Annotated in this window: 21 protein-coding genes; 14 read left to right on the top strand and 7 right to left on the bottom strand. The window is 36.3% G+C overall.

The features are described from left to right. Window positions 1-13: 13 nt before the first annotated feature. The 10 genes from EL165_RS11795 to EL165_RS11750 all read left to right on the top strand — a co-directional run bounded on the left by EL165_RS11795 (window position 14) and on the right by EL165_RS11750 (window position 11,761). Window positions 14-637 carry a hypothetical protein gene (locus EL165_RS11795; RefSeq protein ID WP_002976831.1) on the top strand — a complete coding sequence of 208 codons (624 nt, stop codon included), beginning with the start codon at window positions 14-16 and terminating at the stop codon, window positions 635-637. A 95-nt stretch (window positions 638-732) separates the two neighbouring features. Next, complete coding sequence (locus EL165_RS11790) at window positions 733-1,419, top strand: sensor histidine kinase (protein WP_002976833.1); 687 nt, start codon at window positions 733-735, stop codon at window positions 1,417-1,419. After that, window positions 1,388-2,065 (top strand): response regulator transcription factor, encoded by a 678-nt coding sequence (locus EL165_RS11785; protein ID WP_002976835.1) that lies wholly within the window; start codon window positions 1,388-1,390, stop codon window positions 2,063-2,065. The genes EL165_RS11790 and EL165_RS11785 overlap by 32 nt, the downstream gene beginning before the upstream one ends. Before the next feature lie 149 nt (window positions 2,066-2,214). Next, window positions 2,215-3,567: a phospholipase effector Tle1 domain-containing protein gene (locus EL165_RS11780; RefSeq protein WP_002976837.1), complete on the top strand. Its 1,353-nt coding sequence runs from the start codon at window positions 2,215-2,217 to the stop codon at window positions 3,565-3,567. 184 nt (window positions 3,568-3,751) lie between these two features. Further along, complete coding sequence (locus tag EL165_RS11775) at window positions 3,752-5,677, top strand: ABC-F family ATP-binding cassette domain-containing protein (RefSeq protein ID WP_002976839.1); 1,926 nt, start codon at window positions 3,752-3,754, stop codon at window positions 5,675-5,677. Between the two features lie 147 nt (window positions 5,678-5,824). Further along, on the top strand, window positions 5,825-6,178 hold the full coding sequence (locus EL165_RS11770) for a hypothetical protein (protein ID WP_002976841.1): 354 nt from the start codon (window positions 5,825-5,827) through the stop codon (window positions 6,176-6,178). A gap of 251 nt (window positions 6,179-6,429) precedes the next feature. After that, on the top strand, window positions 6,430-8,823 hold the full coding sequence (locus tag EL165_RS11765) for a TonB-dependent receptor (RefSeq protein ID WP_002976842.1): 2,394 nt from the start codon (window positions 6,430-6,432) through the stop codon (window positions 8,821-8,823). Window positions 8,824-8,841: 18 nt separating this feature from the next. Beyond that, window positions 8,842-9,426 carry a hypothetical protein gene (locus tag EL165_RS11760; RefSeq protein ID WP_002976844.1) on the top strand — a complete coding sequence of 195 codons (585 nt, stop codon included), beginning with the start codon at window positions 8,842-8,844 and terminating at the stop codon, window positions 9,424-9,426. Window positions 9,427-9,566: 140 nt separating this feature from the next. After that, window positions 9,567-10,901 carry a trigger factor gene (locus EL165_RS11755; protein WP_002976846.1) on the top strand — a complete coding sequence of 445 codons (1,335 nt, stop codon included), beginning with the start codon at window positions 9,567-9,569 and terminating at the stop codon, window positions 10,899-10,901. A 173-nt stretch (window positions 10,902-11,074) separates the two neighbouring features. Beyond that, on the top strand, window positions 11,075-11,761 hold the full coding sequence (locus EL165_RS11750) for a hypothetical protein (protein ID WP_002976849.1): 687 nt from the start codon (window positions 11,075-11,077) through the stop codon (window positions 11,759-11,761). Window positions 11,762-11,825: 64 nt separating this feature from the next. Here the strand turns inward: EL165_RS11750 and EL165_RS11745 are convergent, their stop codons facing one another. Both EL165_RS11745 and EL165_RS11740 read right to left on the bottom strand, forming a co-directional pair. Further along, the gene (locus EL165_RS11745; RefSeq protein ID WP_002976850.1) at window positions 11,826-12,410 is read right to left on the bottom strand and encodes a DUF3109 family protein; all 585 of its coding nucleotides are present in this window, start codon (window positions 12,408-12,410) and stop codon (window positions 11,826-11,828) included. Window positions 12,411-12,416: 6 nt separating this feature from the next. Further along, window positions 12,417-13,322, bottom strand: coding sequence for a DUF6427 family protein (locus EL165_RS11740; RefSeq protein ID WP_002976852.1), 906 nt, complete (start codon window positions 13,320-13,322; stop codon window positions 12,417-12,419). A 42-nt stretch (window positions 13,323-13,364) separates the two neighbouring features. Between EL165_RS11740 and EL165_RS11735 the strand changes: the two genes are divergently transcribed. Next, window positions 13,365-13,598, top strand: a complete 234-nt coding sequence (locus tag EL165_RS11735; RefSeq protein WP_002976854.1) for a DUF6341 family protein — start codon at window positions 13,365-13,367, stop codon at window positions 13,596-13,598. An 84-nt stretch (window positions 13,599-13,682) separates the two neighbouring features. Here the strand turns inward: EL165_RS11735 and EL165_RS11730 are convergent, their stop codons facing one another. From EL165_RS11730 to EL165_RS11710, 5 genes are all read right to left on the bottom strand, one after another. Then, the gene (locus EL165_RS11730; RefSeq protein WP_002976856.1) at window positions 13,683-14,120 is read right to left on the bottom strand and encodes a universal stress protein; all 438 of its coding nucleotides are present in this window, start codon (window positions 14,118-14,120) and stop codon (window positions 13,683-13,685) included. A gap of 59 nt (window positions 14,121-14,179) precedes the next feature. Continuing rightward, window positions 14,180-14,785, bottom strand: coding sequence for a fumarylacetoacetate hydrolase family protein (locus EL165_RS11725; RefSeq protein ID WP_002976858.1), 606 nt, complete (start codon window positions 14,783-14,785; stop codon window positions 14,180-14,182). Between the two features lie 86 nt (window positions 14,786-14,871). Beyond that, the gene (locus EL165_RS11720; protein WP_002976860.1) at window positions 14,872-15,270 is read right to left on the bottom strand and encodes a putative signal transducing protein; all 399 of its coding nucleotides are present in this window, start codon (window positions 15,268-15,270) and stop codon (window positions 14,872-14,874) included. A gap of 1 nt (window position 15,271) precedes the next feature. Beyond that, the gene (locus tag EL165_RS11715; protein WP_002976863.1) at window positions 15,272-16,036 is read right to left on the bottom strand and encodes a 3'-5' exonuclease; all 765 of its coding nucleotides are present in this window, start codon (window positions 16,034-16,036) and stop codon (window positions 15,272-15,274) included. Window positions 16,037-16,077: 41 nt separating this feature from the next. Beyond that, window positions 16,078-16,791 carry a CDP-alcohol phosphatidyltransferase family protein gene (locus EL165_RS11710; RefSeq protein WP_002976865.1) on the bottom strand — a complete coding sequence of 238 codons (714 nt, stop codon included), beginning with the start codon at window positions 16,789-16,791 and terminating at the stop codon, window positions 16,078-16,080. A gap of 89 nt (window positions 16,792-16,880) precedes the next feature. Here EL165_RS11710 and EL165_RS11705 point away from each other — a divergent pair, with 89 nt between their 5' ends. From EL165_RS11705 to EL165_RS11695, 3 genes are all read left to right on the top strand, one after another. Next, window positions 16,881-18,809 (top strand): LTA synthase family protein, encoded by a 1,929-nt coding sequence (locus EL165_RS11705; protein ID WP_002976867.1) that lies wholly within the window; start codon window positions 16,881-16,883, stop codon window positions 18,807-18,809. A 205-nt stretch (window positions 18,810-19,014) separates the two neighbouring features. Then, the gene (locus tag EL165_RS11700) at window positions 19,015-19,434 is read left to right on the top strand and encodes a DUF2147 domain-containing protein (protein WP_002976869.1); all 420 of its coding nucleotides are present in this window, start codon (window positions 19,015-19,017) and stop codon (window positions 19,432-19,434) included. Between the two features lie 234 nt (window positions 19,435-19,668). Further along, the gene (locus tag EL165_RS11695; RefSeq protein ID WP_002976871.1) at window positions 19,669-20,649 is read left to right on the top strand and encodes a pyruvate dehydrogenase complex E1 component subunit beta; all 981 of its coding nucleotides are present in this window, start codon (window positions 19,669-19,671) and stop codon (window positions 20,647-20,649) included. Window positions 20,650-20,747: the final 98 nt, after the last annotated feature.

Below are 20,747 nucleotides of genomic sequence, written 5' to 3'. Positions count from 1 at the left end.
GATACGCTGAGGAATGGCTGAACTTTATAAGACAATTTTATTCCTGAATTATGCACTGCTTCTGTCTGTTATACTGCTGGGAGCAGCAAAATACCGCATATTAACTACTAAAGAAAAGCAGTATTGTCATTATGCTGTTTTTCTTTTTTTTATTGAGCTGCTGAATCTGGCGCTGCCTTATATATTCAGTCTTAATGATACCTCATTCCTCTATCCTTTATATATCGCAGGAGAATTTTTTCTACTGGCCGGCTTATTTGTCAGAAAGTTGGATTGGCCAAAATCTTTTTTGGGTCTTGTTGGTATATTCGCGGCAGGTTTTATGATCTCAAAATACGGATTTGATTACCCTGCAAATGCTGATATTGCAAAAGTGGTTTCCAATATCATGATCATCTGTCTTTCAGGTTTTATCCTGATCCGGGAAATTAAAAATACGTCTTTACAGAACCGTTTTCTTCTTGCAGATGCCAGTATTTTTTTCTACTATTCCGTGTCGGTATTTATTTTTATCATCCAGCACCAGATCGCCAACCTGTCAGAAAACGATTATTATACTATTCTCAGTGCCAATAATATTCTTTCGAGTATTTTGTACTGTTCATTTTTATATACTTTTTTCAGATTAAAGAAGTAACCTTAAATATCAACCTGCTGATCCTTATAATTGTTACCATAACAGTTATAGTATCCTTTATTCTGCTGGCTTACAGAACCTTTATAACCAGAATAATGAAGGAAAAGAATGCACAGCATGAGGCGGAAGTTCTTCACCAGAAAAAACTGGTGCTGGAAAACATTAAAGCTCAGGAAGAAGAAAGAAAAAGAATTGCAGTCATGATTCATGATGATATCGGAAACCGTCTCAATATTCTTTCTTTATGGCTGAATAACCTTGACACGCAAGGCGACGAGCAGATCAAAAAAAATATCTATGGCCAGATGTCTTCACTGATTGATGCTGCCAGAAGTATTTCCCATTCGTTATATCCCGTTAATCTGGAATCGGTAGGGCTGGTTTTATATGTAGAAGAACTGATTGCAAATCTTTCCCATAAAATTAATATCTCATTGCAGGTAATGCCGGGATATGAGAAGAAAGACCTTTTTGCAGAAGTTCAGCTGTACAGGATTATTCAGGAGTTTACTACCAATGTGATCAAACACTCGGATGCAACGGATCTTTGGATTTACATTAAAGATTATCCGGAAAATACAGCGGTTGTCATTTCTGATAACGGACAGGGGTTTGAATATGAAGAAGTGAAAAAAGGAATGGGAATCAAAAATATAGAATCCCGTATCAAATCATTGAATGCCACGCACAAATGGAAAAAAACTTTTTCGAATAAAGGAAGTCGTTTAATCATAAAAATTCCAAAATATCATGAGTTCCCAAATCAAAGTAGCACTGATTGATGATGAACAGCTGATCCTCGAAGGAGTAAAAATGTTGCTGTCCAATGAAAAAAACATATCGGTAAGTCTTACCGCTGATAATGGCCCCGATTTTATAGAGGACCTCGGAAAACTTTCAAAAGATGATTTTCCTGATATTGCCCTTATAGACGTTCAGATGAAACCTATGAACGGTTTTGAGCTGGTAGAAATCCTTAAAGAAAAATATCCGGACCTTAAAATTATTATCCTGTCTTCCCATTACAAAACCTCTATTCTGGGCTATATGGTCAAGCTGGGGGTGTCCGCATTTCTTCCCAAAAACTCAAATAAAAAAACTTTTATTGAAGCCATCACAATGGTGGATAAAAACGGGGTTTTCTTTACTGCTGAAGACCATCAGATGCTGTTCACCTATATGAACAGTTCAGCCAAAAAAAAATCCCTTTTTGAAACAGAAGATGAACTTTCCGAAAGAGAAAAAGATGTTGTAAAGCTGATCTGCCAAGAATTGACCAATAACGAAATCGGAGAAAAACTGTTCATCAGTCCAAGAACTGTGGAAAGTCACAGGCAGCGTATTCTGGAAAAGATAGGCGCTAAAAATACAGTAGGAATAGTCATCTATGCCATTGTCAACAATATTTACTCACTTGAAAAAATATAATTGGATTCCGTAGAAATACGGAATTTTTTATTTGGTACTTTTCACTCTAGCCAGCCTTGTTTTTCTTCTGTTATTTTGAAATGTCTCTTTCAGGGATCTTAGTAAAAAAAAACACAAACACGATCTGTAATAAAAAATTAAAGTAAAGCATGAGTGGCAGCAGAGTGATTTCCGTCGGGATTTTCTTTGACGGTACAGGAAACAATGGGGCAAATATTCTTTCAGCGGATAAACCGCTGAATAATAATGAAAGCTATTATGGAACCTTCACCAATATCTATAAATTATACAGTTTATTCGTTGGAGATGAAAAAATATATATTGAAGGAATTGGTACCGTAACAGGTAATGAAGATAATAATTTTGCAATAGCAACCTGCGCAAATCCACCTTATGGAAACGGGTATTCTTCAGATGATAAACTTCAGAAAGCCGGGGATTTTGTACAAAATATAGTTAAGAACGAGGCTGCGGAATATCACTTTTACTTATACGGATTCGGGAGAGGAGGAATGCTGGCCAGAACCTTTGGCAATCAGCTTTTGACTGATTATGCAACGGAAAATTGCAGAATAAAATTTTTAGGTGCTTTTGATACCGTAGAGTCCAAACCTTTTAATACGTATAATATGAGTATTGCGGACCGTGTAGAAAATGCTTTGCACATCTGTGCGGTCAATGAGAGCAGGTTTTTCTTTCCGCTTACCGGTTTCTTTGAAAACTCAAAAGCGATGCAGGATCAGAAATCACAAACCAGGTCATCTGTTTGGAAAGAAATCTTTGTGCCTGGAGACCATGCTGATGTAGGAGGTGGATATCTGGAAGGGCCGCAATCTGTATATATTTCCACAGAGTTTATCAATACCGATGATCTGCATAGGTATATTTCAGAAATAAGAAATACAAAAACGGATACGGATGGAAATAAAATATGGAATGCATTGCTATCAGGATATGAAGTTGAGACAGTCAACGGACTTTCAAAAGCTTATGTTTGCCGAGATAGAGTGTATAATGAGCTGTCAAAAATTTATGGAAAGCTGATGATGGATGAAACCAATACAATATCAGCTGTGTTTAGTGCCGGGAATGAAGCTTATTTCGGAACAGACTATAACAGGCATTCTTTTCTCGATCGGTTTTATATCAAAATGAAAGAATATATCAAAGATCTGTCTGTAAACAAAAAGCCGGTTTATGATTTTGGAAAATTTGCGGATTATATCCATATTTCATCAAACTTTGGATTATACAGTGACAATTTTCGGTATAGAACTCAACGTGAAATTAATATTGAGCTGATCAATAACGGATTAAACGTTTCAAGCAGTACCTCTGTTGATCAGACGAGCTGTACGAGACTTTCTGCAGAACTCCACCTGCCGGAAGACAGTTTTGTAGCAGACTTTCTCTATGGAACCAGTGTCCCGAATAATGATATCTGGATCCGTTCCATTTTAAAAGCACCGGAAAAGATCGCATTCAGTGAAATAAATAAGTAGTGCCAACGCTTCTCAGTTTTAAATTTAGGTTAGGAGACATCTGATGGTGTCTCCTTTTTTTAAGCCTCACTTCTATAGAAGAAATTGATTTACAACAGACCGTTTTTTTATTTCTGGGCTATTCATTTCTTTTTCCGTATTTTTGCCGGCGAAAATTCATTATTCATTACTAATTATAATTAAGATGCTTTCGGTTCAGAGTTTAGGATTACATCATTCAGGAAATTATTTATTTCAAAATGTCAATTTCACCATTAAAAAGGATGATAAAGTAGGTCTGGTAGGTAAAAATGGAGCAGGGAAATCCACTTTATTGAAAATGCTTTCCGGAGAAATTAATTTCTATGAAGGAGAAGTGGTGACAGAAGGAAGTATTACCATTGGTTTCCTGAAGCAGGATCTTGACTTCGTAAAAGGGAGAACGGTTTGGGATGAAACCATGCAGGCTTTTGAACAGATTAATGCCTGGAAAAACGAGCTTGAAGAAGTCAACCACCAGATGGCAGTCAGAACAGACTACGAAAGTGATTCTTATACGGACCTGATTAATAAAATGACAGAGCTGAATGATCTTTTGATGAACCATGATGCCTACAATCTTGAAGGTGATATGGAAAAAGTATTGTTTGGTTTAGGATTTAAAGCAGATGATTTCCAAAAGATTACCGATGAATTTTCCGGAGGATGGAGAATGAGAATTGAACTGGCAAAATTGCTGCTTCAGAAGAATGATATCATGCTTCTCGATGAGCCTACCAACCACCTCGATATGGAATCCATCATCTGGCTTGAAAACTTCCTTAAAGACTATCCGGGAGCTATTGTTCTGGTAAGTCACGATAAGCAGTTTATGACAGCGGTTTGTAACCGTACTTTCGATATCAACAATAAAAAGGTTGACGATTATAAAGCCAACTATTCCAAATATCTCATCATGAGAGAAGACCGCCGTGAGAAACTGATTCAGGCTAAAAAGAATCAGGACGCGGAGATCAAGCAGATGGAAGACAATATCAATAAGTTCCGTGCAAGTGCTACAAAAGCTTCTTTCGCACAATCACTTATTAAAAAGCTGGATAAAATAGAACGTATTGAAGTTGATAATGAAGACGTTTCAAAATTCAATATCCGTTTCGTACAGTCTATGGTTCCGGGAAAAGTAATTTTCGAAGCGGTAAACCTTGGTAAGGCTTACGGTAACAAACAGATTTTTGATAATGTAGATTTCATCGTTCAGAGAGGAGATAGAATTGCCCTTTTAGGACAGAACGGACAGGGAAAAACTACACTGGCTAAAATTCTGGCTGGAGATATTAAAGATTATTCAGGAACCTGGAATCTTGGGCACAATGTTAATATCGGATACTTCGCACAGAATCAGGAAGAGGTATTAACACCTAATAAAACGGTTCTGGAAGAAGCTGAAGATGCAGCAACGGAAGAAACAAGACCGAGAGTAAGAGATTTATTAGGATCTTTCTTATTCCAGGGAGATGCCGTTACCAAGAAAACAAAAGTACTTTCCGGAGGAGAGAGAAACCGTCTGGCACTTTGTAAGCTGTTGCTTCGTCCTTTCAATACACTGATCATGGACGAACCTACCAACCACCTTGATATCCAGTCTAAGGAAATCATCAAGCTGGCATTGCAGAACTTTGAAGGAACACTTATTGTGATTTCGCACGACAGGGAATTCCTGCAGGGACTTTGTGATAAGATCTACGAGTTCCGTGACGGGAAAATGAAAGAATTCCTTGGAGATATCAACGAATATCTTGAGTACAGACAAAAGGAAACCATCAGGGAGATTTCTGCAGAAAAAGCCAAACTTCATAATGAAGTGAAGGAAGAACCTAAGAAAGTTGAGGAAAAACCTGTTGTAGTTAGCCAGAGTTCAAATATTGTCAGCAAGGAACAGAAAAATATTCAGAATAAAATCAAGAAAGTAGAAGAAAGAATTTCTGAGCTTGAAGCCAAAATTGAAGCGATGGAAGCTTCTTTTGCCAAAGAAAATCCTTCAGACGAAACCCTGGAGCAGTATAATAAAGCTAAGGAAGACTTAGATACAGCATTGCAGGAGTGGGAATACTTAGGAACCCAACTGGATTAATAAAAATACAAATGCTTCATCAATTTAAAAGGATGAAGCATTTTTTTTGTAACGGAATTCTCTTCAATACAACTTATTATCTATAGTCATTAAGTAATTTAATAAAAGTTTAAGGGAACAATTAAATTATTTTCATAATTTTGAACCATGATTAAAGAAAGCAGAAATTTAAAGCGTTTTATCTCCAGGCTGTTGTTTGGAGTGTATTTCCTCGCGCTGCTTTCTCAAAGCTTTCACCATCACGATTCTGTAGATTATTTTAAAGTTTTTCATTTTAAAAAAGTCGAGAATTCGGTGACGAAAGCCGTTACTAAAGAGAAAGCTGGCGACTGTCTGGCCTGCCACTTTTTGGTTACCGGACATACATTAGCTCCTGAAGAATTCAGTTTTACTTTTGAGCATTACAGCCATGAAGTAAAACAAATCATCGCCATCCAGGAGAAAATCTGGTCTCAGACCAAATTCACCTTTCAGCTTCGGGGACCACCCGCACTTTCATAATTCACAGATTCTAGAGGGTTTAAAGTTTTTTTACTTTAAAGTTTAATGTTTGATGTTCAAAGGTTAAAGCTGTTGGAAATCATTTGATAATGAATATTATTAACGATTTCAGTGACTAACTTTTATTTCTCATCATTAATACATTTTACTTTTTACACAATGTACAGTTTACAAACAAACCCTTCCCACAATTTTTAACGAAAAATGTACCTTATTGAAATTAAAAAGGGTACGCAATCAATCTATTTACAATGAAATTGATATATTGCCTGCTGCTGATCTTTTGCGGATCAGTATTTACAAGCGCACAAAAAACCTATACTGTAGAGGGAACCGTTCAGGATTTCCATGATAAAACATTGCTGGAAAATGCAGTGATCAAAATCGGGAACTTTACAGCCAAAACAAATAAGAAAGGTAAATTTTCTTTTGACAAAATTCCAGCAGGAAAGTATACACTCATTGCACAACATCCTGATTGCAATGATTATACTGAAAATATAGGAGTTGATCGGGATGTTCAGCTGGTGATTACACTGGAACACCATGTCAAAGATATTGAAACCGTTACCATCCATGGAAGCCATAAAAATAATGGTTCGTTGGTAGTGAAGACTATTGATAAGGCAATGATTTCAAGAAATGTTACCGAAAATTTAGGGAATTTATTAACAAATATTTCGGGTGTTAATGTTCTTAAAACGGGAAATAATATTGCTAAACCTATTATCCATGGCCTTTATGGAAGCAGGGTTTCCATTCTTAATGATGGAGTGAAACTTGCTGAACAGGAATGGGGAGTAGAGCATGCACCCAATGTGGATGTTAATAATTTCGAACATATTGATGTCATTAAAGGTGCATCAGCTTTGAAATATGGGGCTGGCGCTGTAGGTGGAGTAGTCGTTTTACAACCGCAGGTTCTGCCTAAAAAGGATACAATCATGGGGAACGTTTCTCTTTCCGGAATTTCAAACGGAAGAGGAGCTGATCTTAATGTGAAACTAGCAAAAACCTGGGAGAATGGCTGGGCCATCAAAACCAATGGGAGCTATAAAAAGCTGGGAGATCTTGAAGCTCCGAATTATGGTTTGATGAATACCGGGATTGAGAGTTCAGGATTTAACTTTGGAGTTCAGAAAATGACTTTTGAAAAAGGTTTTTCATTTGATTATTATCTAACCAAAAGCACAGTAGGAATTCTTAGAAGTTCCCATGTAGGGAACTCAGAAGATCTTCGCAATGCTCTTACATCAGCACAACCAATCTATCAGAGAGATTTTAGTTATGATATTGATAACCCTAGACAGGAAATCGAGCATCATATTGCCAAAGTTTCTGCCTATAAAAGGTTTGAAAATTTTGGAAAAATCACAGCTACTTACAGTTTTCAATACAATCATAGAAAAGAATATGATATAAGACGTACAGAAGCTTTGAGCAAAAAACCGGCATTGGATCTTGAACTGATCACCAATGATCTCAATGTGAATCACCTGATAGAAAGAGGAAATTGGAATCTTGAAACAGGGATTAATGCTGGTTATCAAAATAACTATTCCAATACTCAGACTGAAGCAAGACGTCTTGTCCCGAACTATGACAGATATTATGCAGGAATTTATTCCGTATTGAAATATAAAATCGCACCTGAGCTGGATTTTGAACTTGGAGGCAGATACGACTATGATCGCTATGAAGTAACAAAATGGTATGATCTGAGTGACTGGAACAAAACCTATGCTGCAGACTATTCAGATTTTGTAGTAAGAATTAACCAAAACAGAATTCTTACCAAACCATCTTTAAGCTATAATAACATTTCGCTAAACGGAGGAGTTGTTTATCACCCTTCAGAATATTTTGATCTGAAATTTAATTATGCAAGAGTCTCAAGGTCTCCTAATATCGCAGAACTTTTTGCAGATGGGCTTCACCATTCTGCTGCCATTATTGAAAGAGGAGATATGAGAATGAAAAGCGAAACAGGAAATCAGTTTAATCTGGTCGCAGATGTTAAAGCAAATGTCTTAAAAGGATTAAATATTTCTATAAACCCTTATTTCTTTTATACTCAGAATTTCATCAACCAGATTCCTACGGGATATCAGAATACACAGTGGGGCGGAGCTTTTGTAGTATATAACTATCAACAGATTAATGCAAAAATGTATGGGCTGGATATTGATGCACAGCTTAAGGTTACAGATAATCTGACTTACAAAGGAAGTGGTTCCTATGTTTACGGGCAAGATACAACCCATGATGTACCACTTATTTTAATGATGCCTCCTAATTTTAATAATTCATTGGAATTCAATAAGAAAGAATGGAAAGGCTTCTATTTTACAATAAGTAACAATACCTATCTGAAACAGACAAGATTTCCTGTTTATAACGTTCCGATCAGATTATTCGATTCGGACGGAAATCCTTACAATGAAGAAGTGGACATCTCTACACCTCCAAGTGGATATTCCCTTTGGAACCTTCAGACAGGGGTAAACCTGTCTAAAAATTTCGGAATTGATTTTTCAGTTCGGAATGTATTCGATAAGTCTTACAGAGACTATCTGAACAGACTTCGTTTCTTTTCCAACGAAATGGGAAGAAACTTTATTTTAACTCTTAAATATCAATTTTAATTACTTAAAATCAAAAAAATGAAAAATATTTTTAAAAATACAATTCTTATCTTAGGACTTTTATTCTTTGTTTCTTTAAGCTTAACATCATGTAACAGGAGTGATGATGAAGCAGATGACCTTCCTCAGGAAGAACTTTCAGATGTTCTATTGAGAGTAACAGATGTTGCTACAGGAACTCCGGTTGTATACGACTATCAGGTGAATAGTACTACTAATCCGAATGTTAAGTTAATTAATGGTCATACTTATAATGTTGAAGTAATTTTCAAAAATGGCGATGAAGACGCTACTCAGGAAATTAAGGATGCAAAAGATGAACATTTCTTAGTATATAATTTTCCCAATTCTGATATTACTTTAACACGTACAGATGATGCCAGTTCTACAAGAGGAGACGGAAGCCGCGTAGGATTGAAAACAAAATGGGTTGTTAATACTGCAGTAAAAAATGCTTCTGCACCTAGTCAGCTGGTTCTTACATTATTCCATGAACCGGTGACAGTTTCTGAAGCTTCTGCCGTTAGTGGAAATGGGGTTATTTATGGAACACATACTGGCGGTGAAACAGACGCACAGGCTAACTATAATATTATTAATTAATATATACCTTAATCTTGTTTGGACCGCCGGAATTTCTCCGGCGGTTTTTTATTTAACAATATTTGGCGTTATAAGTTGATTTTAAATGGGTGATTTTCATAAAAAATTCCTATTTTTGCAACCTAAAATTTTAATCAATAATGAAGGTTACCGCACAAAACCATGATGACGTAAGTGCATTGCTTACAGTAACATTGGAAAAATCTGACTACAAAGAAAAAGTAGAGAAGCAGTTGATTAATTATGCTAAAAATGCGCAAGTTCCTGGATTCAGAAAAGGGAAAGTGCCTTTGAGTATGGTTAAAAAACAATATGAAGCAGGTATTGCATTTGAAGAAATCAACAGACAGGTTTCTGATGCATTGAACAACTATGTTAATGAAAACAAATTAAGATTAGTTGGTCAGCCTATTCCTCAGCCAGTAAACGAATTCGATTACAATGCTGATCAATTGGAAGTTGCTTTTGAAGTAGGATTTGAGCCTGAATTCACGATAGATTTAGCTAAATATGAAGCTCCTCATTACAAAGTAGAAGCTTCTGACAAAGAAATCGGTAAGAGCATTGAAAACATGCAGAAGCGTTTCGCTGAGCAGGTTCCTCAAGATAAAATCACTAAAGATTCTTACATTGCTTTAGAAGTTTCTCAGGTTGTGGAAGAAGATGCTGAAGGAGAACACCACCACCACCCGAAAAACCTTACGATTACCGCTGAAAACAAAGAAGCTTTCAAATTGGTAAAAGGTTTGAAAATGGATGGATCTGTAAAAGTTACTAAAGAAACACTTGCAGGTGATGAAGAATTAGCTAAAGAATTAGGATTCAGCAAAGAAGAAGTTGAGCACTTACACCACAATGAAGTAGAAGTAAAAGTAAAAGATTTCTATTCATTAAACTTAGCTGAACTTAATCAGGACTTATTCGATAAAGTATACGGAGAAGGAAACATCAAATCTGAAGAAGAACTTAAAGAGAAAGTAAAAGCTGAATTGGATGAGTATTTCCAGCAGAACGCTGATGTTCACTTCGTGAATAAAGTATTGGAGCAGGTAACTGAGAAAGAAGAAGTAAAACTTCCTGAATCATTCCTTGTGAAGTGGTTATTATTCTCTAACCAGAACATCCAGTCTGAAGAGCAGGCTAAAGAAATTCTTGAAGCTGAGAAAAACCAGTTGAAATATCAGATCATCGAAGGTAAACTGATGACTGAAAATGAAATTAACCTTGACTATGCTGATGTATTGGCTCAGGCTGAGCAGTTAGTGAAAAATCAATTGGCAATCTACGGAATCCACCACTTAGGTGATGAAGAAATCCAGAAGTATGCTGTTGAAATGTTGAAAGATCAGGAGCAGGTAAGACAAATTTCTTCTGAAGTAGCTATGGCTAAATTGAAAGATGTAATTCTTGAAAAAGCAAGCAAAAAAGAAACTAAAATTTCTCACGACGAATTTTTAGAAGAACTTAAAAAATAGTTATATCAGATATAAATATTTGAAAACCGTCAATTGTTGGCGGTTTTTTTATATATATCCCACACCTGAAAATCATGAATCATTAATCAATTATCAATCATCACTAATTGCTCATTATTGATTTGTATGTCCGCCAATATTCCTATATTTACCCTTTAAACTTTATTATAAATATGAAAAAGATCATCATTCCGTTTTTCTGCGCTGTACTTTTTTCAGTGCCTGCAGCAGCTCAGAAAAAAGGGGCTGCATCTGCTAAAACAGAAGCCGTAAAATCAAAATTGACACCTAAAGAAGTCATTGATAATTATTTCAAAGCATTAGGTGGAAAAGATAAACTGGACGCTGTAAAATCTACCATTACTGATAACACCGTGGCTGTACAGGGAATGGAAATTCAAATGACCACTAAGAAATTAGGAAATAAATTCAAATCTGTGCAATCTTTCATGGGGAAAGAAATGATTCAGCTTTTTGACGGAGAAAAAGGATATTTTGATCAGATGGGAACTAAAACAGATATTCCTGCTGATAAAATTGCTGATCTGAAAAAAGGAAAACCCATTGATGCATTAGCATTTGATGCCTCTAATTTCCAGACGGTATCTACAGAAAAACTTGACGGAAAAGACTATAATGTATTGTCTTCAGATAAAGGAAAGTTTTATTTCGATGCTGGAACCGGACTTTTGTATAAGACGGATGCAGGGGAAGGAAATGCAACGATTAAAAGTTATATGACGGTAGACGGAATACAGTTCCCTGCAGAACTGGATGCTGAAGGCGGAGGTCAGAAGATGACCATTAAAACCACAAAAGTTGTCATCAACTCTGGAGTTACAGATGCTGATTTTAAATAAAAATCATTTTCTAAAAAGATAAAAGCCGGGAATTTCCCGGCTTTTTTGATATTTAATTCAATTCTTAAGAACCATATTCTTTTTTCCATTCATCAGCAGCTTCGCTCAGAACGGTATAAAATTCTTCGCCGTATTTTCTGATCAGCGGAGTTTTTAAGAACTTATACACAGGAACCTGAAGCTCTTTTCCAAGGGTACAGGCATCGCTGCATACATTCCATTCATGATAATTCAATGCGGTAAAAGCAGAATATTCCGTAACACGGATCGGATAGAGGTGGCAGGAGATCGGTTTTTGCCAGTCTACAGCACCATCTTCGTACGCTTTTTCAATACCACATTTGGTAATTCCTTTTTCATCGAATGTCACATAAGCACATTCGCGGTTTTCCACCATAGGAGTAACATACATTCCGTCGTGTGGATCAGTAGTCCATGTGCCCTGCTCTTCAAGGGCTTTGATTCCCTCTTGGGTAAGATAAGGTTTTATTTTATCAAAAATACTGTCCAATATTTCAAGCTCGTTCTTATCCAACGGAGCTCCCACATCTCCTTCCACACAACATGCACCTTTACATTTCGAAAGGTTGCAAACAAATTCTTCGGAAAAAATTTCCTCTGAAATCAATTTATCGTCTATCTGAATCATAATTTTTTAAAATAAATCAAAAACTGTACCCGCTTTAAAGGTCAGTAAACTAATAATAATAACCCATACACTGGCTTCTCGCATCCAGTATTTGGGTAAAAATCTCATCATCCTGCTCAGAATAATACTAGAAGGAAATGCCAGCAGCATTAGGTATTCATAGCTTTTATTCATATACAGGATAATGGTGACAAGCTGTGCCACGGAAAAGACCAGCAGAAAAGTATACTTATATCTGCTTATCGGGCTTTTTTTATTATAATTTTTGAAATGGTCATATACGGCATAAATAAGCATCAGAACCACAGGAATCAATGGCAGAAGCTCGGTGTAATCTGTTACCGGTTTCATTTTTCCAAACGGAAAATAATCGATATTCCATGAAGTAAACTGAACGAAATACATGACAGAAAAATAGCTGAATGTAATCAGGACAATTCCTAAAAGGAACCTGAAGAGATTCAGCCCTATTTTGGCAGAAGTTGCAATCACGTGGATGATCACAAAAACAGCCATTGGCCAGGTAGTGGGAAGAAAGATAAAATTCAGCGCTACAATAGCCCCCACCAGCACATATGATTTTTTCCTGACATCCTCATCTGCACTGGTCAGAAGAAGAAGTAGAAAAGAGTTGGTAAGCAGTGAAACGGCAATTCCTATATCCAGATTTCCGGGATAAAGTCCGAAAATAAAAAAAGTATACAGGAATAATGGAAGATGGGTCTGGTAATTAAGCGCAATACTGTGAAAACAAAAATATCCCAAAGCAATTCCCAGAAAAGTTATTCCGGCAATAATAGCTTCGTAAGTGTTGAAATTCAGTATGTTAAATATTATTACTACTAAAAGAAGAAAACCAATATAAACAGGAATTGAAAAAATATTGCTTTCTTTTGAAAGTAATTTAAACATTTTTTATAAATTTGTACAAAGTTAATTTAAAAAAGGAAAATAATGACGTCTTTCTTTCTATTCTTAAGCAAAGTTTTCAAATGGTCTTTCGGTTTCTTTGATGCTTTCGGTAATGTTTTAAACTGGATTCTGTTTATAGTTTGCTGTGTACTATTCACTTATTGGTGCTATGTACTGGTGGTTACACTTGGTGGCGACAAAGATAAAGACTATTATTCTCCAACGGAAGGTAAGCACCCTTACTACGATCCGAATATCTACAAAAAAGAAGGTTAATTAATTGGTTATATAGTAAAAAACCGATCAAAGCATATTGTTTGATCGGTTTTTTTATTACTAACGATTAAAATTTTCTTTTTCTTAGTCGTGAATCGGAAGTACCAGAACAGGAATACTTGAACTTTTCGTTATTCCTTTTGTTAAGCTTCCCACGAATACATCATATATTCCGCTTCTGCCATGTGATCCCATCACAATATAATCTGCATTTTTAGCCTTGGCATGCTCCAGAATAATATCTTTCGCAATTCCTTGTTTTAAAAGGTGCTCACAATCGATATCATGAGCAAGAATCCTCTGCTCAATCTTGTTAAGCTGTACCAGCTCTTCTCTGATCTCATTGGCTTCCACTTCCGGAAAATATTGAAATCCCATATCGCCAATGGCAAAGCCGATATCTGACGGCGCTACGTGGATCAGGTAAATTTTGCCGTTAAGCTGTTTTGCAAATTTTATGGCACCGTCTACCAGTTGGTCTGTCTTGTCCCCAAAATCTACGGGTAATACAATATTTATCATAACCTCTAATTTTGTTATCTAAAGATATGAAAAATTTGTCAGACTCTGATGTTAAATACTTATAATATTCGGATATCAAGCATTTTTTCTTCTTCAAGATAAGCTTCCAGAATATCGTTTTCCTCTACCTTTCCAACCCCTTTTGGAGTTCCTGTGAAAATAAGGTCTCCTACTCGTAACGTAAAGTATTGGGAAGCAAATGCAATAATGTCGTCAAAGTTGAACATCATGTCTTTTGTATTGCCATCCTGTACCTTTTCTTTATTTTTTAATAATGAAAACTGAAGGTTCTCCAGACTGAAATTCTCTTTTTTAAAGAAGCTGCTTACCACAGCAGAACCATCGAAACCTTTGGCAAGCTCCCATGGAAGCCCTTTTGATTTCAGTTCGCTCTGAAGATCTCTGGCTGTAAAATCGATTCCAAGACCAATTTCTTCATAATGTTTATGTGCTGTTTCTCTCTGGATATACTTTCCTCCCTTTGAAATTTTTAATACCACTTCAAGTTCGTAGTGAATATCATTGGAGAATTCAGGAATGTAAAAATCATTTCCTTTTAGAACTGCCGTATCCGGTTTCATGAAGATAACAGGATTTTCAGGAATTTCATTTCCTAATTCTTTTGCATGCTCACTGTAGTTTCTTCCTATGCAGATTATTTTCATAATTCTTTTTTTATATTTTTAACCCCGTCATTGCGAGGGACGAAGCAATCTTTTAGTTGGTTTAAGACTATTGATTCCTGAATAGATTAATGGGTAAATTCATTCCCGCAATAGTAACATTTGAATTTGTGGCTCGTCAGAAAAGAAATTCCGAAAAAGCTGGTGGCACTGTCATCCCTGTAAATATGATTGGATCCACATTTCGGGCAGACAAAATCAAACTCAGGATCTTCAATGGTATGTTCTACTTCCAGCGAGTACTGCTCATTGTCTTTATAATCCTGAAGAATTTGCCGGGCTTTTTCCACATCTTCTTCAAATACCTGAAGCTGTATGCCACCTACCGCCTGTGACAGAAGCCAATCTGATTGAATAAGTTGCTCATTGGCAATAAAACTGTTAATCCCGTTTTCAGCCAGAATTTGTTTGTCCCTGTTAGCTTCAAGGGCAGTTTCGTAAAATTTAAAACGTACCAGTTCAGACATATTAAAATCTGCTTGACAGTTGAATTTTTGTAAAAATCTTTTTGGTATACAGCGGAAAATCAGCATTCTGAAGCCATCCGAAATACCCTAAATCTTTCTGGAATACCGCTTTCACGCCCTGTCCTTTATATTTTCCAAAGTTGAAGACCTCTTCCATTTTCTCATTATATCCGATAAATCCGGCAAGATCTGCATTCTTGTTATGGAATGTAAATTCACTTAACGGCGCTATTTCATTCGGAATATCATCATATTTTCCGACCTGGGCATCCAGAACTTCAAACGTTGCCATTACATCAGCTTCTGCAGAGTGTGCATTTTCCAGTGTTTTTCCACAGTAAAACTGATAAGCTGCTCCTAAGTTCCTGGGTTCCTTCTTATGGAAAATAGTCTGTGCATCCACCAGTCTGAATTTATTCAGATCAAAATCCATTCCTACTCTTAAAAGCTCTTCAGCCAGAAGCGGAACATCAAATCGGTTGGAATTGAAGCCTCCAAGATCACTTCCTGAAATCATTTCCATAATTTTAGCAGCAATATCCCTGAAAGTAGGAGCATCTTTTACATCTTCATCATAAATGCCATGGATCTCGCTGCATTCTTTAGGAATCGGCATTTCAGGATTGACGCGCCATGTTTTGCTTTCTCTGGAAGCATCCGGGTTTACTTTCAGGATACAGATCTCAACAATTCTGTCTTTTCCGATGTTGGTTCCTGTGGTTTCCAGGTCAAAAATACAAAGCGGTTTATGGAGTTTTAAATTCATGTCGGTGATTAATAATTTGAAGTGTGTTTTATTTTAATAATTTATTTTAACTGTCCCTGAAAAATGAGAGACACCAATATATAATAAATAACAAGCATCGGAATTCCTACTACCTGAAACAGGGCAAGAATAACAATTCCTCCTGCAAGTAATACTACTTTAGGGTAGTTGTCTTTTAATTGTTTTGATTTGAACTTCATCGCCATCATCTTGATCGGGCTGATCAGAAGCCATGAAGTAAGAAGGGTAAGCAGAATCAGCAGCAATTCATTTTCAAACAAATAGCTGAAATTTCCGGTTTCTTTAAAGGCATAATAAAGACCAAAAAGTAAAACAGTGTTTGTAGGTGTATTCAATCCTTTGAAATAATAGCGCTGCTCTTCATCAAGATTAAAGATGGCAAGTCTCAGACAGGAAAACACAGTAACGATGATCCCAATGTATTTGATCTCAAATGGAAAGTGAATCCCAAGAAGTTCTGCACCAAACGGTTCAAGCGCTTTATACATCGTAAGTCCCGGAATTACTCCAAAGCTTACCATATCCGCAAGGGAATCAAGCTGAAGGCCAAGATTGGAGTTTGATTTTAATGCTCTGGCTACAAAGCCGTCAAAAAAATCGAAAACCGAGGAGAGAATAAGGCAGATTGCCGTTGTCTGATAATCTCCTAATATTAGATGTATTGCACCTATACAGCCTGCAAATAAATTAGCCAGGGTTAAAGCATTGGCCAGATTATTTTTTATAAAATCCATAAACACAAAATTACAGTTTTTAAAAATTCTAACTCAAAATAATATGAACTAAAAAACGCATTAAAATGATTTTGATGTAAATTTGCCCCATGAAATTTTTAAAAGGATTTAGAAAACAGGAAGTTCTGGCATTGGTTTACCGGATTTTCCTGGCCTATGTTTTTTATCAGATTGCCAGACTTTTATTCTGGTATTTTAATAAAGATCTGATTAAGGTTGACTCTGTTTCAGAATATATAAAGCTGGCTTTCCATGGTACAGCTTTCGATACCACAGCGATTCTGTATGTCAATGCATTATTTATACTCCTTAGTTTATTGCCTTTGGTGATCAACACCAGGAAACCTTTTCAGAAAATTCTTTTCTGGCTGTATTTCATTACCAACGGGATTGCCTATGCGATGAATTTCGGGGATTTTATTTACTATAAATTTTCACAGGCAAGACTTACTTCAGCCGTATTTCAGGTAGCTGAGCACGAATCAAATGTTTCTAAGGTACTGATGATTTCTATCGGACAACATCCTTTCGTACTGATCTGGTATGTGATTCTGATGATCCTGTGGGTTTTCCTTTATAAAAGAGTAAAGGTAGAAGACATAAAACCTCTGAAGCTGCTGCCTTATTTCATCACCTCCATTATTACTTTGTGTATCACTGCTGTATTGGTTGTGGGAGGAATCAGAGGTGACTTTAAACACAGTACGAGACCTATTAATATGGTGGATGCGACCCGTTTTGTAACGAATCCGCTGCAGGGAAATATGGTGCTCAACAGTACATTCTCCTTTTTAAGGACTTTAAATACCAATAATTTCAAGGAAGTTCATTTTGTGAGCGAAAAAGATATAGAAGAGTATGTACAGCCTTATAAAGTATATGACAGAAAAGTAAAAAATCGTCCCAATATCGTTATTTTTATTGTAGAATCTTTCAGTAGAGAATATTCGGGCGCTTTCAATAAAGATAAAAATATCAAAGATTACGTTTCTTACACACCGTTCATGGACAGTCTGTCAACCCAGAGTCTTATTTTTCCGAATACTTTTGCAAACGGCAGACAGTCAATTCATGGGATGAGCAGCGTATTGGCGGGAATTCCGAGTCTTACGGATGCATTTACAGGATCACCTTATTCCAATCAGAAAATCCAGTCCATTGTTTCTGTATGTAATGACCTTGGCTATGACACTTCGTTCTATCATGGAGCGCCAAATGGTTCCATGGGATTCCTTGGTTTCGGAAATATCTTAGGATTTAAGCATTATTTCGGGAAAACAGAGTATAACCACGATGAAGATTTCGACGGGATGTGGGCGGTCTGGGATGAACCCTTCCTTCAGTATTTTGCAAAAAATGTAGGAAAGAAGCAGCCCTTTATGACTACTGTGTTTACGGCTTCATCTCATCACCCTTTTAAAATCCCTGAAAAATACAATGGAAAATTTAAAAAGGGAAAAATAGAAATGCATGAACCGATACAATATACGGATTATGCAATAAAGAAATATTTTGAAACAGCTAAAAAACAGCCTTGGTTCAATAATACAATCTTTGTTTTCACGGGAGATCATACCAACCAGGTGTATTATCCGGAATATGAAAAAGCGATGAACCGTTATGCCGTTCCATTGATTTTCTATTCTCCGAATCCTGAATACCAGCTTAAAGGAGTCAGCCAGGAAATTGCACAGCAGGCAGATATATATCCTACACTGGCAGACCTTATAGGATATAACAAGCCTATCAGAAGCTGGGGGAGAAGTCTGGTGAGCGATAAGAAATATCCTTTCATTGTTGTGAATTCTGACGGAAGTATGGAGCAGTTCATGATCGGAAATTATATTTATCGTTTTGACGGAAAAGAAATAGTAGGGGTATATGATAAATCTGATCTGGGCCTTGAAAAGAATCTGGTTAATGAGATTAAAAATCCGGAAGTAGAGCTGGGAAAGAAAACAGCAAAAGCCTGGTATCAGGATTATATGGACAGAGTGATTAACAGGAAACTGTATTAGGGCGAAATGGCAAAAAGGTAAAACCGTAAAATGGCGAAAACATCACAGGCTGATTGAAACTTAGCTTTTTCGCATTTTAGCGACTTTACGTTTTATATCCTCTTTATGCTTTGTATAATAAAAGTTTTTGTTTGTTGAAAATTAATTTATACATTTATCAATACGTAGATAAGAATATTGTATTACAATTAAAACTATAAGAAATATGAAAAAAATATTGTTAACGTTCGCACTTTCTTTATGTGGTGTGCTTACATTTGCACAGATAGAAGGTAAGTGGAAAACGATAGATGATGAAACCAAACAGGCAAAATCTATTGTTGAAGTGTATAAAAAATCTGATGGGAAATATTATGGAAAAGTTTCCCAGCTGTTAATAAAACCGGCTGATGCCAACTGTACACTTTGTAAAGATGACAGAAAAGGAAAACCGCTTTTAGGATTGGAAATCATAAGAGGACTGAAAAAAGACGGTGATGAGTTCACAGGAGGAACCATTACAGATCCTAAAACCGGAAAGACATACAAATGTACCATTACAAGAAGCGGTGACAAACTGAATGTAAGAGGTTACTTAGGATTGTCTTTACTAGGGAGAACCCAGGTTTGGGAAAAAGCTAATTAATTTAAGTTTAAAATAGAATTTACATGGCATTTCAGAAATAGAATGCCATTTTTTGTGGATAAAATTTTGAATAAATTCTTAGAAACCTTGAAAAACCACAAGAACAAAGCTGGTAGCAGGGAAATTCATTTTAAATCCAGTTAATATTATGACTTTACATTGAAATGAAAAGGCTTTTTATTATGTGTATAATAAAAAAACACTATTTTTGTAGTCTAAATTTTTCAAGAAAATATGGCAGAATATACTTTTCGTGAGGTAATTGCACAGGCAATGAGCGAGGAAATGCGTAAAGACGAATCCATCTACCTGATGGGGGAGGAAGTTGCAGAATATAACGGTGCATATAAGGCTTCAAAAGGAATGCTGGATGAATTTGGTCCGAAAAGAGTAATCGATACACCGATTGCAGAACTTGGATTTACAGGAATCTCTGTGGGAGCTGCAATGAACGGTAACAGACCCATCGTAGAATTTATGACATTCAATTTCTCATTGGTAGGAATTGATCAGATTATCAATAATGCAGCTAAAATCCGCCAGATGAGTGGTGGACAGTGGAATTGTCCAATCGTTTTCCGTGGACCTACTGCTTCTGCAGGACAATTAGGAGCTACTCACTCTCAGGCATTTGAAAATTGGTTCGCCAACTGCCCGGGACTTAAAGTGGTGGTACCTTCTAACCCATACGATGCAAAAGGATTATTGAAAACTGCAATTCAGGATAATGACCCTGTTATTTTCATGGAATCTGAGCAGATGTATGGAGATAAAATGGAAATTCCTGAAGAAGAATACTACTTACCAATAGGAAAAGCAGATATCAAGAGACAGGGTACAGATGTAACTTTGGTTTCCTTCGGAAAGATCATGAAGCTGGCTTTACAGGCTGCTGAAGATATGGCTAAAGAAGGAATTTCAGTAGAAGTTATTGACCTTAGAACTGTTCGTCCTCTTGATTTTGATACCATTTTGGAATCCGTGAAAAAAACAAACAGATTGGTTATTTTGGAAGAAGCGTGGCCATTTGGTTCAGTATCTTCAGAAATTACTTATATGGTACAGCAGAAAGCATTTGATTACCTGGATGCTCCAATCAAGAGAATTACTACTCCTGATGCACCTGCACCTTACTCTGCTGCATTATTTGCAGAATGGTTCCCTAAACTTGAAAAAGTAAAAGAGGAAATCAAAAAAGCGATGTACGTAAAATAGTTATAGAAAAAAACTTCCGAAAGGAAGTTTTTTCATTTATTATATTCATGAAGAAAAATTCTTGACGTCATAAAATTAGTATAAATTTGCGCCTTTAA

Origin of the sequence: Chryseobacterium gleum (assembly GCF_900636535.1) — a bacterium.
Classification (GTDB): domain Bacteria; phylum Bacteroidota; class Bacteroidia; order Flavobacteriales; family Weeksellaceae; genus Chryseobacterium; species Chryseobacterium gleum.
The sequence above is the reverse complement of the archived record's forward strand: the minus strand, read 5'-3'. Positions and strand labels throughout refer to the sequence as shown.

Bases quoted from the DNA above. Each gene is read 5' to 3' on its own strand.
- EL165_RS11795 (WP_002976831.1), top strand. From the start codon at position 14: ATGGCTGAACTTTATAAGACAATTTTATTCCTGAATTATGCACTGCTT.
- EL165_RS11790 (WP_002976833.1), top strand. From the start codon at position 733: ATGAAGGAAAAGAATGCACAGCATGAGGCGGAAGTTCTTCACCAGAAA.
- EL165_RS11785 (WP_002976835.1), top strand. From the start codon at position 1,388: ATGAGTTCCCAAATCAAAGTAGCACTGATTGATGATGAACAGCTGATC.
- EL165_RS11780 (WP_002976837.1), top strand. From the start codon at position 2,215: ATGAGTGGCAGCAGAGTGATTTCCGTCGGGATTTTCTTTGACGGTACA.
- EL165_RS11775 (WP_002976839.1), top strand. From the start codon at position 3,752: ATGCTTTCGGTTCAGAGTTTAGGATTACATCATTCAGGAAATTATTTA.
- EL165_RS11770 (WP_002976841.1), top strand. From the start codon at position 5,825: ATGATTAAAGAAAGCAGAAATTTAAAGCGTTTTATCTCCAGGCTGTTG.
- EL165_RS11765 (WP_002976842.1), top strand. From the start codon at position 6,430: ATGAAATTGATATATTGCCTGCTGCTGATCTTTTGCGGATCAGTATTT.
- EL165_RS11760 (WP_002976844.1), top strand. From the start codon at position 8,842: ATGAAAAATATTTTTAAAAATACAATTCTTATCTTAGGACTTTTATTC.
- EL165_RS11755 (WP_002976846.1), top strand. From the start codon at position 9,567: ATGAAGGTTACCGCACAAAACCATGATGACGTAAGTGCATTGCTTACA.
- EL165_RS11750 (WP_002976849.1), top strand. From the start codon at position 11,075: ATGAAAAAGATCATCATTCCGTTTTTCTGCGCTGTACTTTTTTCAGTG.
- EL165_RS11745 (WP_002976850.1), bottom strand. From the start codon at position 12,410: ATGATTCAGATAGACGATAAATTGATTTCAGAGGAAATTTTTTCCGAA.
- EL165_RS11740 (WP_002976852.1), bottom strand. From the start codon at position 13,322: ATGTTTAAATTACTTTCAAAAGAAAGCAATATTTTTTCAATTCCTGTT.
- EL165_RS11735 (WP_002976854.1), top strand. From the start codon at position 13,365: ATGACGTCTTTCTTTCTATTCTTAAGCAAAGTTTTCAAATGGTCTTTC.
- EL165_RS11730 (WP_002976856.1), bottom strand. From the start codon at position 14,120: ATGATAAATATTGTATTACCCGTAGATTTTGGGGACAAGACAGACCAA.
- EL165_RS11725 (WP_002976858.1), bottom strand. From the start codon at position 14,785: ATGAAAATAATCTGCATAGGAAGAAACTACAGTGAGCATGCAAAAGAA.
- EL165_RS11720 (WP_002976860.1), bottom strand. From the start codon at position 15,270: ATGTCTGAACTGGTACGTTTTAAATTTTACGAAACTGCCCTTGAAGCT.
- EL165_RS11715 (WP_002976863.1), bottom strand. From the start codon at position 16,036: ATGAATTTAAAACTCCATAAACCGCTTTGTATTTTTGACCTGGAAACC.
- EL165_RS11710 (WP_002976865.1), bottom strand. From the start codon at position 16,791: ATGGATTTTATAAAAAATAATCTGGCCAATGCTTTAACCCTGGCTAAT.
- EL165_RS11705 (WP_002976867.1), top strand. From the start codon at position 16,881: ATGAAATTTTTAAAAGGATTTAGAAAACAGGAAGTTCTGGCATTGGTT.
- EL165_RS11700 (WP_002976869.1), top strand. From the start codon at position 19,015: ATGAAAAAAATATTGTTAACGTTCGCACTTTCTTTATGTGGTGTGCTT.
- EL165_RS11695 (WP_002976871.1), top strand. From the start codon at position 19,669: ATGGCAGAATATACTTTTCGTGAGGTAATTGCACAGGCAATGAGCGAG.